19 protein-coding genes are annotated in these 17255 nt (G+C 74.6%); 17 read left to right on the forward strand and 2 right to left on the reverse strand.

Annotation, left to right across the window (positions count from 1 at the left end; all coding sequences use genetic code 11):
• Nucleotides 1–258 (forward strand): hypothetical protein (locus C7Y72_RS23550; RefSeq protein ID WP_158276948.1); only part of this gene is annotated, 258 nt, incomplete at its 5' end.
• Between the two features lie 58 nt (nt 259–316).
• On the opposite strand, the gene C7Y72_RS19360 is transcribed toward C7Y72_RS23550, so the two are convergent.
• Nucleotides 317–1477 carry a glycosyltransferase 87 family protein gene (locus tag C7Y72_RS19360; RefSeq protein ID WP_146175463.1) on the reverse strand — a complete coding sequence of 387 codons (1161 nt, stop codon included), beginning with the start codon at nt 1475–1477 and terminating at the stop codon, nt 317–319.
• 146 nt (nt 1478–1623) lie between these two features.
• On the opposite strand from C7Y72_RS19360, the gene C7Y72_RS19365 reads away from it, so the two are divergent.
• The 14 genes from C7Y72_RS19365 (at nt 1624) to C7Y72_RS19430 (ending at nt 15258) form a co-directional block, all read left to right on the forward strand.
• Nucleotides 1624–1821, forward strand: a complete 198-nt coding sequence (locus C7Y72_RS19365; protein ID WP_107570855.1) for a prepilin-type N-terminal cleavage/methylation domain-containing protein — start codon at nt 1624–1626, stop codon at nt 1819–1821.
• Entirely contained in the window at nt 1818–3404 is a 1587-nt protein-coding gene (locus C7Y72_RS19370) for a fibronectin type III domain-containing protein (protein ID WP_107570856.1), read from the forward strand. Before C7Y72_RS19365 ends, C7Y72_RS19370 begins: the two co-directional genes overlap by 4 nt.
• The gene (locus C7Y72_RS19375; protein ID WP_107570857.1) at nt 3401–4306 is read left to right on the forward strand and encodes a PilW family protein; all 906 of its coding nucleotides are present in this window, start codon (nt 3401–3403) and stop codon (nt 4304–4306) included. The genes C7Y72_RS19370 and C7Y72_RS19375 overlap by 4 nt, the downstream gene beginning before the upstream one ends.
• Nucleotides 4303–5547, forward strand: a complete 1245-nt coding sequence (locus C7Y72_RS19380) for a pilus assembly PilX family protein (RefSeq protein ID WP_107570858.1) — start codon at nt 4303–4305, stop codon at nt 5545–5547. Before C7Y72_RS19375 ends, C7Y72_RS19380 begins: the two co-directional genes overlap by 4 nt.
• Before the next feature lie 64 nt (nt 5548–5611).
• Nucleotides 5612–6367, forward strand: coding sequence for a prepilin peptidase (locus C7Y72_RS19385; protein WP_107570859.1), 756 nt, complete (start codon nt 5612–5614; stop codon nt 6365–6367).
• A 128-nt stretch (nt 6368–6495) separates the two neighbouring features.
• The gene (gene pilM / locus C7Y72_RS19390; protein ID WP_107570860.1) at nt 6496–7551 is read left to right on the forward strand and encodes a type IV pilus assembly protein PilM; all 1056 of its coding nucleotides are present in this window, start codon (nt 6496–6498) and stop codon (nt 7549–7551) included.
• Complete coding sequence (locus C7Y72_RS19395) at nt 7548–8369, forward strand: PilN domain-containing protein (RefSeq protein ID WP_107570861.1); 822 nt, start codon at nt 7548–7550, stop codon at nt 8367–8369. The genes pilM and C7Y72_RS19395 overlap by 4 nt, the downstream gene beginning before the upstream one ends.
• The gene (locus tag C7Y72_RS19400; protein WP_107570862.1) at nt 8366–9139 is read left to right on the forward strand and encodes a type IV pilus inner membrane component PilO; all 774 of its coding nucleotides are present in this window, start codon (nt 8366–8368) and stop codon (nt 9137–9139) included. The genes C7Y72_RS19395 and C7Y72_RS19400 overlap by 4 nt, the downstream gene beginning before the upstream one ends.
• Nucleotides 9136–10245 carry a hypothetical protein gene (locus C7Y72_RS19405; RefSeq protein ID WP_107570863.1) on the forward strand — a complete coding sequence of 370 codons (1110 nt, stop codon included), beginning with the start codon at nt 9136–9138 and terminating at the stop codon, nt 10243–10245. The genes C7Y72_RS19400 and C7Y72_RS19405 overlap by 4 nt, the downstream gene beginning before the upstream one ends.
• Before the next feature lie 54 nt (nt 10246–10299).
• A complete protein-coding gene (gene aroC, locus C7Y72_RS19410; RefSeq protein WP_107570864.1) occupies nt 10300–11463 on the forward strand; it encodes a chorismate synthase in 1164 nt (387 codons plus the stop codon).
• A 12-nt stretch (nt 11464–11475) separates the two neighbouring features.
• Nucleotides 11476–12999, forward strand: coding sequence for a bifunctional shikimate kinase/3-dehydroquinate synthase (locus C7Y72_RS19415; protein WP_107570865.1), 1524 nt, complete (start codon nt 11476–11478; stop codon nt 12997–12999).
• Entirely contained in the window at nt 12996–13454 is a 459-nt protein-coding gene (aroQ, locus tag C7Y72_RS19420) for a type II 3-dehydroquinate dehydratase (RefSeq protein ID WP_233243933.1), read from the forward strand. Before C7Y72_RS19415 ends, aroQ begins: the two co-directional genes overlap by 4 nt.
• Nucleotides 13451–14527 (forward strand): M24 family metallopeptidase, encoded by a 1077-nt coding sequence (locus C7Y72_RS19425; RefSeq protein WP_107570866.1) that lies wholly within the window; start codon nt 13451–13453, stop codon nt 14525–14527. Before aroQ ends, C7Y72_RS19425 begins: the two co-directional genes overlap by 4 nt.
• Complete coding sequence (locus C7Y72_RS19430) at nt 14527–15258, forward strand: hypothetical protein (RefSeq protein WP_107570867.1); 732 nt, start codon at nt 14527–14529, stop codon at nt 15256–15258. The genes C7Y72_RS19425 and C7Y72_RS19430 overlap by 1 nt, the downstream gene beginning before the upstream one ends.
• Here C7Y72_RS19430 and C7Y72_RS19435 read toward each other — a convergent pair.
• On the reverse strand, nt 15245–16126 hold the full coding sequence (locus C7Y72_RS19435) for a TetR/AcrR family transcriptional regulator (RefSeq protein ID WP_107570868.1): 882 nt from the start codon (nt 16124–16126) through the stop codon (nt 15245–15247). The two genes, C7Y72_RS19430 and C7Y72_RS19435, sit on opposite strands and share 14 nt — an antisense overlap.
• Before the next feature lie 137 nt (nt 16127–16263).
• Here C7Y72_RS19435 and efp point away from each other — a divergent pair, with 137 nt between their 5' ends.
• Together efp and C7Y72_RS19445 are read left to right on the forward strand one after the other, a co-directional pair.
• Entirely contained in the window at nt 16264–16824 is a 561-nt protein-coding gene (gene efp, locus C7Y72_RS19440) for an elongation factor P (RefSeq protein ID WP_107570869.1), read from the forward strand.
• The gene (locus tag C7Y72_RS19445; protein ID WP_107570870.1) at nt 16821–17249 is read left to right on the forward strand and encodes a transcription antitermination protein NusB; all 429 of its coding nucleotides are present in this window, start codon (nt 16821–16823) and stop codon (nt 17247–17249) included. The genes efp and C7Y72_RS19445 overlap by 4 nt, the downstream gene beginning before the upstream one ends.
• Nucleotides 17250–17255: the final 6 nt, after the last annotated feature.

Here is a 17255-nt window from a genome sequence, read left to right on the forward strand (position 1 = left end):
ACGAAGTCCGACGTCCGCAACGCCGTGACGATGGTCGAGTCCTGCCTCACCGAGGCGCCGAACAACTGCGACAACCCCGAGGGGCTGCCCACCGGCGTCGCGGTCACCGGCTCCAACGACGGCACCCCCGAGACCTACGTCGTGACGAAGACCTCCAACGGTCGCTCGTTCACGATCACCAAGACGGGCATCGGCGTCTTCGCCCGCACCTGCAACACCTCCGGCGAGGGCGGCTGCAACAGCACCGGCGGCTGGTAGCCCCACCCCCGACAGGACCGAGTCGCTCCACGGGGCGGGCCGCACGGCCCGCCCCGTGTCACGTCCGCGGCCGGTACAGCGTGCGCGCCAGCCAGGCGGTCAGCGGCAGCACCCACGCCATGTAGAGCGCGAACAGCCACGGGGCGTCCTCGAGCGTCTGCCCGTAGAAGCGGACGTGCTCGCCCCAGTAGGAGACCGACAGCAGCAGGATCGCCGCGATCGTCAGGCGCGGCACCCCGGGGCGGCGGACCGCCTCCCAGGACAGCAGCGCGAGCACGAACGGCACCGCGTAGTAGTCGATGTTCCAGGTGTCCAGCACGCAGCGCAGCGAGAACAGCAGCGCGAGCAGCAGCAGCGCGTCGTCGCGACGGCGGTCGGGCCGGCGCCACAGCAGCAGCGACAGCGGCAGCGCGACGAGCACGATCAGCGGGTGGGAGATCGTCGACGCCCAGATCGGCACGAAGTAGCGGTCGCCCTGCGGGGTCGGCTCGCGCGAGCCCAGCGGCCAGAAGACGTTGTAGGGGGTCGCGACGCCGTCGCTGCCGGTCTGCAGCGCCGCGTTCTGGCTCACCGACGAGAACGCCTGCGGGCTCGACAGGATTCCCGGGAGCGTCAGCGCGGCCGCGATCACCCCGGCGACGAGCAGGACCCCCAGCCGCCGCGACGGCGTGGCCAGCAGCACCGGTAGGACCGCCAGCAGCGCCCACTGCTTCGTGGCCAGCGCCAGGCCGAGCAGCACCGCGGACAGGATCCGCCGGTCCCACAGCGCGGCGAGCACCGCCCCGACGCACAGCGCCCCGGCGAGGATCTCCTCCGGGTGACCCCAGTGCAGCGCCCGGAACGTCAGCGGGTTGAGGATCGCCAGCGCGGCCACGAGCCACTGCACCGCGGGCCCCTGGCCGACCCGCTCGAGGTGCCGGCGCAGCGCCAGGCCGAGCACGATCCCGCCGGCCAGCAAGGGCAGCGCCCCGACGTAGTAGACGACGTCGAGGTCCTCGTAGAGCACGAGCCGCACGAACGGGGCGCGCACGATCAGCGAGAAGCTGCCCATCAGCGGCTGGATCTGCAGGAAGCCGGAGACGTTCCCGGCGGCGAGCAGGTCGATCGCCTGGCTCGCGTCGGTGAAGTAGTCCAGGCCCGGCTCCATGCCGATCGCGGCGCGCAGCGTCAGCGCGACCACCGCCAGCACCGCGGTGATCGTCAGGGCGCGGGCCGGCATCCCGCGCAGCATAGGCGCCGCGACCGGGCGTCCGTCCCGCTGGCCGCACGCCTCCTCACTTCTGGGGATGGCCGGCATCGGCCGCCCGCCGACGTGACTGCGCGCCCCTCAGCCGCCGCCCGCGGACCGCCGACGCCAGACGTGCCATGGACCGGCCCCTGCCCCTCATGGACGAGGCGGGCTTCACCTTCGTCGAGCTCCTCGTCGTCCTCCTCATCATCGGTGTCCTCGCGGGCATCGCGATCCCCGCCCTCGTCGGGCAGGAGCACAAGGCGCGCGCCGCCGTGCACACCACCGAGGAGCGGACGAGCCTGCTCGAGTCGCGGCTCGCGGAGCTGCCATGAGGCTGCGCGACGAGGAGGCCGGCTTCACGCTCGTGGAGGTCCTCGTCGCCGCCGCGCTGCTCCTCGTCGGCATGCTCGCCACGCTCTCGATGCTCGACATGGCCCAGGCGGTCACCACCACGAGCAAGACGCGCGAGCAGGCCGTGTCGCTGCAGCGCGAGATCATCGAGGCGGTCCGTGCGGTCCCGTACGACCAGCTGACGCCCGGCGGGGTCGGACCCGCGGTGCGCGCCTCCGGGTCGCTCACGGACTCCAACCTCGGGTCCGGCGGCTGGACGATCCGCCGCCGCGGCGCCACCTACACCGTGGCGGTCGGCGTGTGCGCGGTCGACGACGCGCGCGACGGCACCGGCACCCACGACGGCGGCCAGTTCTGCGCGACCGGTGCCGGGACGACCAGCAGCGCCACCTGCGGCACCCTCCTGGGGATCAGCGGGGCGATCAGCGGCACGCCCGCCGCCGCCACCGCCGGGGCCGCGGTCGGGGACTGCGGGATCGACCTGAACCTCGACGGCCAGGTCGACAACCTCACCGAGGCCAGCGTCGGCCTCTGCCTGCTGATCTGCCCGGGGGCCGGGACCGACGCGATGCCCTCGGACTACAAGCGCGTCGTCGTGCTCGTGCGCTGGGCGACCGGCGGCGGCAGCCGCTACGCGCTGCAGGCCACCACGATCGCCAACCCCGGCATGGCCGCCGCGCCGAGCGTCACGGCGCTGAACGCGGCGGGCAGCGTCCCCGTCACGAGCGCGACCAGCCTCGGCTTCAACGCCACGACCTCCTCGGCCGCGGCGAGCGCCGCCTGGTACATCGACGGGACCGCGAAGGGGAACGCGGCCGGCGCCGGGACCGCGTGGACGTTCACCTGGCCGCTGGGCACCGTGTCCTCCGGCAGCACCCCGAACGCCGACGAGGTGCTCGACGGCACCTATCTCGTCGGGGCGAAGTCGTTCGACAAGTTCGGGCAGTTCAGCACCGCCCGCCAGCTCACCGTCACGGTCAACCGGCGCGCCCCGTACGCGCCGCGCCAGCTCGACGCCGGTCGCAACGGGGCCGTCGTCGACCTCGAGTGGCGCCCCAACGCCGAGCGCGACGTCGAGGGGTACCGGGTCTACCGCCGTCCCGCCGTCGGCGCGCCCGTGCTCGTCTGCGGCCCGGTCACGACCACGACCTGCCAGGACACCGCGCCGCCCGCGCTCCCCACCCTCAGCTACTACGTCGCTGCGCTGGACCGCACGACCGGCGGCGCGGTCCGCGAGGGCGCCGCCTCCGCCGACGCGGTCGTCGTCACCGGCAACCGCGCCCCGAACCCACCGACCGGCCTGACCCTGTCGGTCAGCGCCGGCAACCGCGTGCTCAGCTGGACCGCGCCCGCGGTCGCCGACCCGGACCTCGGCGACTCGATCGCCTACTACCGGATCTACCGCGACGGGGCGCTCGTCGCCGACCGCTACGACCGCACCGCCACCGGCACCGAGCTGACCTACACCGACACGCAGTCCGGTGGCGTCGCGCACAGCTACCGGATCACCGCGGTCGACCAGTACATGGCCGAGAGCACGATCGTCGGACCGGTGTCGGGATGAGCGCCGCGGCGACCGTCCGGGCGCGCCTGGCCGCCGAGCGCGGCGAGATGTCGCTCACCGGGCTGCTGGTGGCGATCGTGATCTTCGCGTTCATCCTCACCGCGACGCTCACGACCTACGACTCCTACTCGCGCGGCCAGCGGCAGACCTCCGACGTCATCGACGCGCAGCAGGCGGCGCGCGCCGCGATCGACCGGCTCGCCCGCGACCTGCGCAACCTCTCCAGCCCGACCCCCGACCAGCCGCAGGCGTTCGACGCCGCCGGGCCCTACGACCTCGTCTTCAAGACCGTCGACCCCAACGGGCCGAACGCCGGCAGCAACGCCCTGAACGTCAAGCGGATGCGCTACTGCCTGGACGTCGCCAAGCCCGAGGCGGCACGGCTCGTCGCGCAGACGCAGACGTGGACGACCGCGACGCCGCCCGCGGTGCCCTCCACGACCGCCTGCCCCGGCAGCGGCTGGCCGCAGACCACGGTCCTGGCCACCGCGCTGGTGAACCGCGCCGGCGGCCGCGACCGGCCCGTCTTCCTCGTCAACTCGACCGACCTCACCGCGATCAGCGCGGTCCACGCGGAGCTCTTCGTGGACCTCGACACCGCCCGCAACCCCCCGGAGACCACCATGAGCACCGGCGTCTTCCTGCGCAACCAGAACCGCCGCCCGACCGCGGCGTTCACCGCCACCCCGAGCGCCCAGGGGATCCTCCTCAACGGCTCGACGTCCTCCGACCCGGAGGGCGAGTCGCTCACGTACCGCTGGTACGACAACGGCGCGCTCGTCGGCACCGGGATCACCTTCACCGCGCCCGCCGCCGCCGGGACCTCGCACACGATCCAGCTGCGCGTCAGCGACCCTGCCGGCCTCGAGGGCGTCTCCGCCACGCAGGCGGTGGTCGCATGACCCGCCGGCTGCGACGGCGCCTGGGCGCCGAGGACGGCACCGCGATCGTCACCGCGATCGTGCTGCTCGCCGTCATGGTCGGGATCGGCCTGGCGACGATGTCGTCGGTCGACGTGCAGAGCGCCGAGTCCGGGGCGACCCGGCAGCGCGAGTCCTCGTTCAACCTCGCCGAGGCGGCGATGTCCGCGCAGATCTTCCAGCTCGCCCGGGACTGGCCGGGCGGCGGGTCGGCGGTGAACCCGTACCCGGTCTGCACGCGGACCAGCACGGCCGCGCGGTGCCCCGACTCCGCGCAGCTGCTGTCGCTGTTCACCTCCCCGGACATCGACGCGGGCACCCAGTGGTCCACGACCGTGCGCGACAACGTCAGCCCGGACAACGCGAGCTTCTACTCCGACCAGCTCGCGCAGACCGCGCCGCAGTACGACGCCAACGGCGACGGCCAGCTGTGGGTCCGCGCGCAGGCGACCGCCCGCGGGCGCACCCGCACGCTCGTCGCGCTCGTGCGCGCCCAGCAGCAGGCCGAGGACCTGCCGCGCGGCGCGCTCATCACCGGGCGGCTGGACATCTCCAACAACGGCCGCAAGGTCCTCATCGACGCGCAGGGCGGCTCCTCCCAGAGCGGCCTCGTCGCGGTCCGCTGCGTCCCGGCGCTGCTGGAGCTCACCCCGTGCCTGGGCCACAAGCTCAGCGGCGGCGTGCTCGGCACCGCGCTCGCCACCCTCAACGGGCTGCTGAGCTTCCAGATCAGCCCGAACATCACGCAGACCGGGTACGCCAACACGCCCGCGATGAGCGCCGAGGGCCGCGTCCGGCTGAAGGCGACCGCGATCGCCAACGGCACCTACTACGCGTCCGGCTGCCCGTCGGCCGCCGGCCTGACCGGCGCGATCGTCTACATCGAGAACGGCACCTGCTCGTACACCGCCAACACCCAGTTCAACTCGCCGAGCGCCCCGGGCATGGTCCTCATCGCCCGCGGCTCGCTGTATCTCGGCGGGACCACGAACTTCTACGGCATCCTCTACCACGCCAACGAGGACGGGAGCACCGGGCAGATCATGCAGACCCAGGGCAACGCGACGGTCACCGGGGGCGTCCTCGTGGACGGCATGGCGACGACCGTCGTCGGCTCCTCCAAGCTGAACATCCGGCTCGACACCGGGGCGTTCGACCGCGTGCAGTCCTACGGCTCGGCGGGCATCGTCCAGAACACCTGGCGGGAGATCAAGGGCACCTGACCGCCGCGGCACGGACCCCCGGCCGCTCAAGCCGGGGTCCGTCCGGGCCGATGCTCCGGGCGTCATGATCGCCGTCGCGCTCCTCGCCCTCGTCCTCGGCCTCGCGGTCGGGTCGTTCCTCAACGTGGTCATCCACCGGCTCCCCCGCAAGGAGTCGCTGGTGCACCCGCCGTCGCGGTGCCCGGGGTGCGAGCAGCCCGTCCGCCCGTACGACAACGTGCCCGTGCTGTCGTGGCTCGTGCTGCGGGGCCGCTGCCGCCACTGCGCGGAGCCGATCAGCCGCCGTTACCCGCTGGTCGAGGCGCTCACCGGCCTGCTCTACGCCGCCGTCGTCCTCGCCCGCTGGGACGAGCCGGTCGACGTCGCGCTCGGCATCGCGCTCGTGACGCTGCTCGTCCCGATGACGTTCATCGACCTCGACACGCGCACGATCCCCAACGTGCTGCTCGCGCCGTTCGCCGTCCTCGCCCCGGTGATCGCGCTCGCGCTCGACCCGGACCTGCTCCCGGAGCTGCTGCTCTCCGGGGCGGGCGCGTTCGCGGCGTTCCTGCTCGTGGCGCTCGCCTCCCCGAAGGGCATGGGGATGGGGGACGTGAAGCTCGTCGGCGTCCTGGGCCTGTACCTCGGCCGCGCGGTCGCCCCCGCGATCTTCGCGGGGCTGATCGCGGGCGTGCTCGTCGGCGCCGTGATCATGGGCCGCCTCGGCGCGCAGGCGGGCCGCAAGGTCGCCGTGCCGTTCGGCCCGTTCCTCGCGCTCGGGGCGGTGCTCGCCCTGTTCGTCGGCGAGGACCTCGTCGACTCCTACGTCGACACGTTCTAGCGCGCCGCGTCGGCGTCCACGATCTCGCCGCCGACGCTCAAGTCTGAAGCCCGTCTGGACGAAGAGGGGAGTGGAGGCGCCCCCCGCTCGAACCGCGAGCCGGACGGGCCGATCCGCCCCCCGAGACCATGGCCAAGAAGCCCGCAACCATCGTCGGACTGGAGCTCGAGCCGAGCGGCGTCACCGCCGTCGCGGTCACCGGCTCCGGCCGCCTCGAGATCAAGCACGCCGCGACCGCCCCGCTGGACCCCGGCGTCATCCGGGACGGGGAGGTCGCCGAGGTCGACGCGCTCGCCGACGCGCTGCGCCGCCTCTGGCAGGACGAGAAGGGCCTGGACAAGCGCGTCCGGGTCGGCATCGCCAACCAGAAGATCGTCGTGCGGATCATCGAGCTGCCGGTCATCGAGGACCCCAAGGAGCTCGCCCAGGCCGTCCGCTTCCAGGCCCAGGACCAGATCCCGATGCCGCTCGACAGCGCCGTCCTGGACTTCCAGACGCTCGGGATCGTCGACACCGACCAGGGCCGCCGCCAGCGCATCGTCCTCGTCGCCGCCCGGCGCGACATGATCGACCGCGTCCTCGCCGCCACCCGCGCGGCGGGCCTGCGCCCCGAGGGCATCGACCTCTCCGCGTTCGGCATGGTCCGGGCGCTGCAGCCGACCGCGCTCGCCGCCGGTGCCGGCCCCGACGACGTCGTCCTCTACGTGTCGATCGGCGGCCTCACGAACATCGCGGTCGCCCAGGGCCGCACCTGCACCTTCACGCGCGTCGTCGGCGCCGGGCTCGAGCAGCTCGCCGTCGAGCTGGCCGAGCGGCGCCGCCTGACGCTGGACCAGGCGCGCGCCTGGTTCACCCAGGTCGGCCTCGAGCAGCCGCTCGAGCTGCTCGACGGGGACCCCGAGATCGTCGCGGAGACCCGCGCGCTGCTCGACGAGGGCACCCGCCGGATCGCCGGGGAGGTCCGCAACAGCGTCGACTTCCACCACATGCAGGGCAGCTCCGGGCCGGTCACGCACTGCGTGCTCACCGGTCCGGCGGCCGACGTCCCCGGCTTCGTCGCCGCGTTCGCGGTCGAGCTGGGCCTGCCCGTCCACCCCGGCGCCGTGGCCGGCGCGCCCCTGGGCCTCGACGCCCGGATGGCCGTCGCCGCGGGCCTCGCGATCCCGGAGGCCCAGGCCGCATGAAGGCCGTCAACCTCATCCCGCTCGAGGAGCGCCGCGGCGCCGGCGGTGCCGCCGGCCGGTCCGGCGGCGCGGTCTACGTGCTGCTCGGCGCGCTCGCGATGGTCGTCATCGCGCTCGCGACGCTCACGCTCACCGGCAAGCGCATCGACGACCGCAAGGCCGAGCTCGCGTCCGTGCAGCAGCAGGTCGCCGCCGAGCAGGCCCGCGCCGCGGAGCTGCAGGCCTACGCGACGTTCCGGGCGCTGCGCGAGGCGCGCGTCCAGACGGTCACGAGCCTCGCCAACAGCCGCTTCGACTGGGGTGCCGCGCTGCACGAGGTCTCCCGTGTCGTCCCGCGCGACGTCTGGCTGACCCAGCTGAACGCGACGGCCGCGCCCGGCGTCGCGGCCGGCGGCGGCGGGACCGGGGCGAGCACGCTGCGCAGCGCGCTCGCGGTCCCGGCGATCGAGCTGACCGGCTGCACCACGAGCCAGCCGGGGGTCGCCCGCGCGATGGCCGCCTTCCGCCGCATCGACGGCGTGCAGCGCGTGACGCTCGCGAGCTCCGAGAAGGGCGACGCCGCCCAGGCGGGCTCCTCCGGCAGCGGCGACTGCCGCCAGGGCCGCGACACCTTCCCGCAGTTCTCGATGGTGCTGTTCTTCGACCCGCCGGCCGGGGGCGTCGCCCCCGCCACGCCCGGGACCGCGACGGCCGCCCCGGCGGCGGTCACCGGCCCGACCGGCGCCACCGGCGCCGCCCCGTCCACGGCGACCGCGCAGCTGCAGGGCAGCCAGGCCGCCAAGGACGCCGCACTCGCCACGCAGGAGGAGGACCGGTGACCGCCCGTGACCGCACCGTGCTGATGGTCGTGGGGCTGCTCGCCCTCGTCCTCGGCTTCTGGTTCCTGGCGATCTCGCCCAAGCGCGACGAGGTCGCCGCGCTCGACACCCGCATCGCCACCGCCCGGCAGGAGCTGCAGGTCGCCGCCGAGGGGGCGCGCAGCGCTGAGCAGGCGAAGGCCCAGTACGCCCGCGACTACGCGGTCGTGGCGCGGCTCGGCAAGGCCGTGCCCGCCGACGACGACGTCGCCTCCCTGCTCGTGCAGCTCGAGGCGGCGGCCGACGACGCCGAGGTCGACTTCCGCACGATCCGCCTGGAGTCCTCCGGCACCGTCGCCCCGCAGGCCGCCACGCCGAGCGCCGCGGTCGCCGCGGTCGGCGCGGCCGAGAAGGGCAAGGACCCGGCGGCCGCCGCGGCCGCACCCGCCACCGAGGCGGCCGCCGCCGTGCTGCCGCCCGGCGCGGCGATCGGCCCGGCGGGCTTCCCGACGATGCCGTTCAGCTTCGCGTTCCAGGGCGAGTTCGCCGGCCTGGAGAAGTTCCTCGACCAGCTCACTGCGTTCACGCGGATGAAGGGCAGCACGATCGCCGTCCGCGGCCGCCTCCTGACGATCGACGCGGTGAACCTCACCGCGGGACCGAAGGGGTTCCCGCAGATGGAGGCCGCGATCAAGGCGACCGCCTACCTGCTGCCGGGCGACCAGGCCGGCCTGCCGGCCGCGCCCGGCGCCACGCCCACCACCGTGACGACCTCCGGAGGCACCCCGTGACCGTCCTGCGCGCCATCGGGCACGACCTCGTCGAGAAGAAGCTGTGGCCGCTCGCGGTCCTGCTCGTCCTCGCGCTCGTCGCCGTGCCGGTCGCCCTCGGGGGCGGCGGCAGCCCGCAGAGCACCCCGGCCGACCCCGGCGCGACCGCCGCGGTCGCGCCCGGCGGCGCCCCGGCGACCGCCGAGGTCGCGGTCGCCGTCGAGCAGCCCGCGCTGCGCCGCCGTGCCGGCGCGACCCGGGACCCGTTCCGCCAGCAGTACGTGCGCAAGGCCACCGGCGCGGTCGACGGGGCGGTCACCGGCGCCACCGGCGTCGCGACGGTCGACCCGGTGAAGGACGTCAGCGGCGGCACGCCGAGCTCCCCGGTCGCGGCGACGACGGGGCCGAGCGGCACCAGCGGCCCGTCCTCGACGGCCGGCACCACGACCGTCCCGAAGCTCGACCCGCTCGACGTGTACCGCGTCGCGCTGCGGTTCGGCACCGACGAGCGCCGCCGCACGCTGCGCAACGTCTCGCGGCTGAGCCCGCTCCCGAACGCCGAGCAGCCGTTCTTCGTCTTCCTCGGCGTCCTCGCCGGCGGCAAGAAGGCCGTGTTCCTCGTCGGCGCCGACGCGCAGGTGACGGGGGACGGCACGTGCCGCCCGTCGCGCACGAACTGCGAGACCGTCGAGATGGGCACCGGCGACACCGTGTTCCTCGACCGCGAGACCGCCGACGGCATCACGCAGTACGAGCTCGAGCTGCTGTCGGTGACGCGCCGCACCAGCGCGCAGGCGGTCGCGGCCAAGGAGGGAGCCTCCACCTCCCAGAAGCGGCAGTCCGCCGCGAAGGACGAGGCGGCCGAGGACCTCACCGACCTGTACCGCTGGGACGACGAGCGGGGCGTGCTCGTGCGTCGCAAGCTCACGCGTGCCGCCCGGTCGGCGCCCGCCGCGACGCGCACGCCGGCGCCGCAGGACGCCCCGGCGGTCGCGGGACACACGGCGGCCGAGTACCGGGCCTGGTATCTCGCGGTCTACCTGGAGTACCTGCGCCAGCTCGCGGCCGGGACGGCGCAGGCGGCGCAGCGGACCGCGGCGGTCCTCGACGCGGTCCCGCAGCCCTGAGCCCGGGGGTCTGGCGCGGGCCACGGCGTCCCGCCGCGTAGACTCCGGCGCCGCATGACCCTCAAGCTCGTCACCGCCGGGGAGTCCCACGGGCCCGGTCTCACCTGCCTCGTCGAAGGCCTGCCCGCGGGCCTGGAGCTCGATCGCGACGCGATCGACCGCGACATGGCGCGTCGCCAGCTCGGCCACGGCCGCGGCGGCCGCATGAAGATCGAGACCGACCGCGCGTACGTCACCGCCGGGGTGCGGCACGGCCGCACGCTCGGCGGGCCGATCGCCCTCCAGGTCGCCAACCGCGACTACACCAACTGGGAGGAGCGGATGAACCCGTGGCCGGTCGAGGCGACCGTCCCCGAGGTGCACCTGCCGCGGCCCGGGCACGCCGACCTCGTCGGCACGCAGAAGTACGGCCTGACGGACGTCCGCGACATCCTCGAGCGCGCGAGCGCCCGCGAGACGGCCGCGCGCGTGGCGGGCGGCGCGGTCTGCAAGGCGTTCCTGCGCACGCTCGGGGTGGAGGTCGTCAGCCACGTCGTGCAGATCGGCAGCGTGCACGCGCCCGCGGTCGACCGCGAGCTGACGCTGGCGGACTTCGACGGCATCGACGACGACCCGGTCCGCTGCCTGGACGGGGACGCGAGCCGCGAGATGGTGCAGCACATCAACGTGCAGCGCAAGGCGAACGAGTCGATCGGCGGCGTGTTCGAGGTCGTGGCGTTCGGCCTCGTGCCGGGCCTCGGCTCGCACGTGTCGTGGGAGGAGCGTCTCGACGGCCGCCTGGCGGGCGCGATCTGCTCGATCCAGGCGGTGAAGGGCTGCGCGATCGGGGACGCGTGGGACGTCGCGGGCCGTCCGGGCTCGCAGGCCCACGACGAGATCTTCTACGACGCCGAGCGCGGCTACCACCGCTCCACGAACCACTCCGGTGGTCTGGAGGGCGGCATGACGACCGGCGATCCGCTGCACGCGCGCGGGGCGATGAAGCCGCTGCCGACGCTGACGAAGCCGCTGCAGAGCGTGGACATCGACTCCAAGGAGCCCGCGCAGGCGCTGCGCGAGCGCACGGACTCGTGCACGGTGCCGGCGGCCGGCGTCGTCGGCGAGGCGATGGTCGCCCTGGTCCTCGCGGACGCGTACCGGCGCAAGTTCGGCGGCGATCACGTGGACGACGTGCGCGCCGCGGTGGACGCGTACCGCGCCCGCCTGCGTCAGGGGTAGCGGGCCCGCGCGATGCCCGCGCCCGCGCTGGTCTTCGTCGGCTTCATGGGGGCCGGCAAGAGCACGGCGGCCCGTGAGGCCGCCGCGGTCCTCGACGCCCGCCTGCACGACAGCGACCGGCTGCTGGAGGCCGAGTTCGGCAGCACGATCGAGGCGTTCTTCGACGCGCACGGCGAGGCGGCGTTCCGCGAGCGCGAGGAGGCGCTCGTCCTGCGCCTGCTCGACGCCGCGGACGGTGACGTGATCGCCTTGGGCGGCGGGACGCTCGCGAGCGCCCGGGTCCGCGAGGCGCTCGGCCGCCACCTGGTCGTGCACGTCGAGGTCGACCTCGAGACGGCGTGGACGCGCGCCGCGGGCAAGGGCCGGCCGCTGGCCCGCGACCGCGCGGTGTTCGAGGCCCGGTACGCGGAGCGCGCCTCGACCTACCGGTCGGTCGCCCGCGCGACGTTGCCGCCCGCCGACAAGAAGGTGGGCCGCCGGGCGGCGCGGGCGCTGCGCGATCTCGCGGACGCCCCGGCAGGCACGCAGCTGCTGTGGGCGACCGCCGCCTCGGGCGACTACCCGGTGCTCGTCGGCCGCCGGCTGCTGGGCCAGGTCCCGTGGCCGCTGGGCGGGCGCCGGTTCGTGGTGAGCGACGCGAACGTCGGCGACCTCTACGCGGGCCTGGTCGGCGAGGTGTCGGGCCTGATCGAGATCGGCGCGGGGGAGGAGCACAAGACCCTCGCGACGGCCGAGCGGGTCTGGGAGGCGCTGGTCGAGCAGGGCGCGACGCGCGCCGATCACGTCGTGGCGGTCGGCGGCGGCGTGGTCGGCGACCTCGCGGGGTTCTGCGCGTCGGCGTACCAGCGCGGCGTGCCGGTCATCCAGGTGCCGACGACGGTCGTCGCCCAGGTGGACAGCGCCTACGGCGGCAAGACCGGGGTGGACCTCCCGACTGCGAAGAACTACGTCGGGGCGTACCACCAGCCGTCGGCGGTCGTGGTCGACGTCGCGACGCTGGCGACGCTCCCGCCGGAGGAGCACGCGGCGGGCTACGCGGAGGTCGTGAAGACCGCGCTGATCGCGGGCGGCGCGCTGTGGGAGCAGGTCGCCTCGGGCGTTCCGGTGGACGACGCGACGATCCTCGGCTGCGCGCGCACGAAGCTCGCGGTGGTCCGCGAGGACGAGCGCGACGGCGGCCGCCGGCAGGTCCTGAACCTCGGCCACACGGTCGGCCACGCGATCGAGACGGTCAGCGGCTTCGCGCGCTACCGCCACGGCGAGGCGGTGGGCCTGGGCCTGCTGGCCGCGCTGCGCCTGTCGGGCCAGGAGGACCTGCGCGCGCACGTGCGGGACCTGCTCGAGGGGGTCGGCCTGCCGGTCGAGCTCGACCCGCAGCTGGACGCTGCGGAGATCGTCGCGGCGACCGCGAAGGACAAGAAGCGGCTGGGCGAGCACACGCCGTTCGTGCTGGTCCACGGTCCGGGGGACGTCCGGCACGGTGCGGTGGTCGCGCCTTCCGACGTGCTCGCGGCCGTGGCAGAGTTGCACGGGTGACCCCGCCCGTGAGCACCCACAACCGCGTCGAGGTCCTGCACGGCGTGAACCTCGACCAGCTCGGCCGGCGCGATCCCGCCCACTACGGGTCGTTGACGTTCGAGCAGCTGCAGTACCGGATCGAGGAGTTCGGGCGGGAGCTCGGCCTGAGCTTGCGGTTCTTCCAGACCAACCACGAGGGCGAGTTCGTGGAGCACCTGCACGAGATCCGGGACACGGCGGACGGCATCGTCCTCAACCCGGGGGCGTGGACGCACTACAGCTACGCGATCCGCGACGCCCTGGAGCTGACCGAGCTGCCCGCGGTGGAGGTCCACCTCTCCGACGTCCAGGCGCGCGAGGCGTTCCGCCGGCACTCGGTGATCACCGACATCTGCGTCGCGACGGTGAGCGGCAGGGGCGTGGACGGGTATCGCGACGCGTTGAACCGACTGAGCGAGGAGCTGCAGGGATGAGCGCAGGCATCGACATGACCCGGGCCGACCGCGTGGCGGCGGCCCTCGACGGCCGAGCGGCCCTGCTCGTCACGGACCTCGTGGACATCCGCTGGCTGACGGGCTTCACGGGCTCCAACGCGGTCGCGCTCGTGGGTGCGGCGGGCGAGCGGCTGCTGCTGACCGACTTCCGCTACCTCAGCCAGGTCGAGGCGCAGGTCGACGCGGGCTGGGAGCGCCTGATCCGCCAGGACCTGCTGGCTTCGGTGGCGGACGCCCTACCGACCGGTCGGTCGGGCTTCGACGAGCACGACCTGTCGGTGCACCAGCACCAGCACCTGCTCGCGAAGGTCGGCGAGGGCGTCGAGCTCGAGCCGGCGGGCTCGATCGTCAAGGACCTGCGCGCGATCAAGGACGAGGCGGAGCTCGTGAAGCTCCGGGCCGTCGCGAAGGTCGCCGACGAGGCGTTCGAGGAGGTGGTGTCCGCCGGGCTCGTCGGCCGGACCGAGCGCGACGTCGCCCTGGACCTGGAGATCGCGATGCGCCGCCGCGGCGCCGACGGGGTCTCGTTCCCGCCGATCATCGCCGCGGGCGAGCACGGCGCGCTGCCGCACGCGGAGCCGCGCGACGTCCCGATCCCCGCGAACACGCTCGTGGTCATCGACTGGGGCGCCCAGATGGACGGCTACGCGTCGGACTGCACGCGCACCGTCGCCACCGGGCCGCTGGACCCGCGTGACCGCGCGGTCTACGACACGGTGCTGGCCGCGCAGGAGGCGGCGCTGGCCGCGGTCCGGCCCGGGCCCACGGGCCGCGAGGTCGACGCGGTCGCCCGGACGATCATCGACGAGGCCGGGCACGCCGAGCACTTCGGGCACGGCCTCGGCCACGGTGTCGGGCTGGAGGTCCACGAGGGTCCGCGGCTCTCCAAGCAGGGCGAGGTCGCGCTCGCCCCGGGCCACGTGGTGACGGTCGAGCCGGGCATCTACGTGCCGGGCGCGGTCGGGGTCCGGATCGAGGACCTCGTGGCGGTGACCGAGGGCGGGCACGAGGTCCTCTCGTCGCTGCCCAAGGCGCTGCGCACCGTCGACTGATGCTCGAGCTCTCGGGGCACCCGGTCGCGCTCATCGACGAGCCGCTCGACGTCCGCCTCCGCGGACTCGGCGAGGTCGCGGCCGCGTTCGACGACGAGGACGATCTCGGCGGTGTCCTCTGGCGTGCGCGGCTGCGCGACGACGACGGGCGCGTCTGGCGCGCCGCGGCCGACGCTCCGGAGCACCTGCCCGCCGGTCTGGCCCCGTCCAAGCCGGGAACCGGCCGCGTGCCCGCGCTGGGCTCCCTGCACCCGGTGCGGCTGGACGTGCACGCCGAGGCGCCCGACGGGCGCGGCGCGAAGCGCACGTTCGAACGGCGGCTCCTGGCCGACGGGGTGCGCGTCCGCCGCTGGAAGGAGCCGCAGCTGCGCGCCACCGCGTTCCTGCCGCCGCCCGGCGCGCCGGCCGCCGAGCCGTTGCTGCTCGACGCGCGCACCGACGCCAGCACGGGTGAGCTCGGCCTGCTGGCCGCGTTCGTGGCGCCGCTGGCGGCCGCGGTCCTCGCCTCGCGGGGCCGCGCGACGCTCGTCGTGACCGACCTCGACGACCTCGCGCCCGCGCTGGAGCGGCTGGCCGGGCTGCGCGCGGCGACCGGGGCGCCCCGCGTCCTGCGAGCGCTCGGCGCCGGCGACGTCGTGCTGCTCCCGCCGGGGATCCCGGTGCTCGACGAGGGCTCCGCGGCCCGCACGGCCCGGCGGGACCGCTGGGCGAGCATCGTCACCCCGGCCTGAGGTCCGGCGGGTCACGCCCGGGGTCGCCGTCGCGCGGGCGGGCCGGCCACGACGGATCCGCGCCCGGCGGGGTGCGCTCGCCGCGCCGCAGGTCCGCGCGTGGCGGCCGGGTCCACGCGCGGGCGAGGTTCGACGCGGCCACCAGCGGGTGCGCGAGCGCCCAGTGCATCACGGCCTCCGCGGCGCCGACGAGCATCTCGGCATGCAGCTCGAGGGCGAAGCGGCGGTTCAGTCCGCGCTGCGCACGGACGCTGCGGTCACGGCGCAGCGCCTCGACCACCCGGTCGAGCACCGTCCGCCGCACCTCGGCGTGCACGGCCATGACCGCCTCCTCCTCGATCGGCCGGTGCAGCAGCAGGCGGGCGCTGTCGGGGTTGCGCCGGGCCCAGCGCACGAGCGCGCAGACGACGCGCGGGAGCGGCTCGAGCTCCCAGCCCGTCGGTGCGGGGCCGGCCGCGACCGTGTCGACGGCCCCGACGTGGCCGCCTCGACCCGCCGCGAGCACGGCCGGGCCGAGGAACTCGTGCGCGTGGGCGCCCACGAGCTGCGGGCCGAGCACCGCCTCGACGCGCTGGGCCTCGTGCCGCAGCGCGGCCGCGTACAGATGCGCCTTGGACGGGAAGTACGAGTACATCGTCGGGCGCGAGACGGGGGAGACCGCCTCGAGGCGCCGCAACGTCGCCCGCGCGTAGCCGCGCGCCGCGAAGACCGGGATGACCGCCTCCAAGATCTGGACCCGCCGCTGCGCCCCCGTGACCCGGGCGGCCCGCCGCGCCCGCCGGTCGCGCGGCTTGTCGAGCACCTTGCCGAACAGGAGCCGCTCGGTGCGGTCCGGGTCGAACAGCGCGTCGATGTCCTTCTGGTCCATGCCCCAGACCTACCGGTCGGTCGGGTGGGGTTGGGGAGGGACCCCGCGATCGGCACCGGATCGGCACGAAGCCGTCACGAAGCCCGCACACGGACCGGTCGTCACGACACGCCGCGCGGCACTACGCTCTGGGGACCGTGATCAGCACCAACCAGCTCAAGAACGGCAACCACATCGAGGTTGACGGGGTCATCTACAAGGTCGTGGAGTTCCAGCACGTCAAGCCGGGCAAGGGGCCCGCGTTCGTGCGCACGAAGCTCCGCCGCACCACCGACGGCAACATCATCGACAAGACCTTCCGGGCCGGCGAGAAGTTCCGCAGCGTCCGCACCGAGGCCCGCAAGGAGACCTTCCTGTACTCGGACGGCGCCGACGCGCACTTCATGGACGCCGAGACGTTCGAGCAGACCGCCATCCCCGAGAAGGCGCTGGGCGACAAGCTCCGCTGGGTCAAGCCCAACGAGACGGTCGACCTGCTGTTCATCGACGGCCAGCCCGCGGACATCCAGCTGCCCGCCTCGGTCGAGCTGGAGATCACGCACACCGAGCCGGGCCTGCGCGGCGATACGGCCTCCGGTGGCGGCAACAAGCCCGCGACGGTCGAGACCGGTGCGGAGATCCAGGTGCCGCTGTTCGTCAACGTCGGGGACCGCGTGAAGGTCCAGACGGAGACGGGCCAGTACATGTCCCGCGTGTGAGCCGCCGCTCCGACCAGCGGCGCGCCTCGGTCTTCGCGCTCTACCAGCACGAGCTCACCGGCCGCGAGCTCGACGACGTCTTCGAGCGCGACGCCAGCGAGTTCACGCGCGCACTCGCCTACGCGACCGCCGACTACGCCGAGGAGCTCGACGCGATCGTCGAGCGCCACGCCACCGGCTGGACCGTCGACCGCATCGCCCCGCTGGAGAAGGCGATCCTCCGCGTCGCGCTGCTCGAGATGCTCCACCCCGACGCTGCGCCCGGCGACCAGCCGATCCCGGCCGAGGGCGCGATCGACGAGGCGGTCGAGACCGCCAAGACGTTCTGCGGCGCCGAGGCCCCGTCGTTCGTCAACGGCATCCTCGACGCCGCGCTGCGCGAGCACCGCGCCGCGCCCGCCGATGCCGACGGCGATGCGGGATGATCGGGA

The organism is Paraconexibacter algicola (assembly GCF_003044185.1).
Taxonomy (GTDB): Bacteria; Actinomycetota; Thermoleophilia; order Solirubrobacterales; family Solirubrobacteraceae; genus Paraconexibacter; species Paraconexibacter algicola.

Bases quoted from the DNA above. Each gene is read 5' to 3' on its own strand.
- C7Y72_RS19395 (WP_107570861.1), top strand. From the start codon at position 7,548: ATGAAGGCCGTCAACCTCATCCCGCTCGAGGAGCGCCGCGGCGCCGGC.
- C7Y72_RS19385 (WP_107570859.1), top strand. From the start codon at position 5,612: ATGATCGCCGTCGCGCTCCTCGCCCTCGTCCTCGGCCTCGCGGTCGGG.
- C7Y72_RS19375 (WP_107570857.1), top strand. From the start codon at position 3,401: ATGAGCGCCGCGGCGACCGTCCGGGCGCGCCTGGCCGCCGAGCGCGGC.
- C7Y72_RS19380 (WP_107570858.1), top strand. From the start codon at position 4,303: ATGACCCGCCGGCTGCGACGGCGCCTGGGCGCCGAGGACGGCACCGCG.
- C7Y72_RS19365 (WP_107570855.1), top strand. From the start codon at position 1,624: ATGGACCGGCCCCTGCCCCTCATGGACGAGGCGGGCTTCACCTTCGTC.
- C7Y72_RS19425 (WP_107570866.1), top strand. From the start codon at position 13,451: ATGAGCGCAGGCATCGACATGACCCGGGCCGACCGCGTGGCGGCGGCC.
- C7Y72_RS19435 (WP_107570868.1), bottom strand. From the start codon at position 16,126: ATGGACCAGAAGGACATCGACGCGCTGTTCGACCCGGACCGCACCGAG.
- C7Y72_RS19370 (WP_107570856.1), top strand. From the start codon at position 1,818: ATGAGGCTGCGCGACGAGGAGGCCGGCTTCACGCTCGTGGAGGTCCTC.
- C7Y72_RS19430 (WP_107570867.1), top strand. From the start codon at position 14,527: ATGCTCGAGCTCTCGGGGCACCCGGTCGCGCTCATCGACGAGCCGCTC.
- C7Y72_RS19360 (WP_146175463.1), bottom strand. From the start codon at position 1,477: ATGCCGGCCCGCGCCCTGACGATCACCGCGGTGCTGGCGGTGGTCGCG.
- aroC (WP_107570864.1), top strand. From the start codon at position 10,300: ATGACCCTCAAGCTCGTCACCGCCGGGGAGTCCCACGGGCCCGGTCTC.
- pilM (WP_107570860.1), top strand. From the start codon at position 6,496: ATGGCCAAGAAGCCCGCAACCATCGTCGGACTGGAGCTCGAGCCGAGC.
- C7Y72_RS19415 (WP_107570865.1), top strand. From the start codon at position 11,476: ATGCCCGCGCCCGCGCTGGTCTTCGTCGGCTTCATGGGGGCCGGCAAG.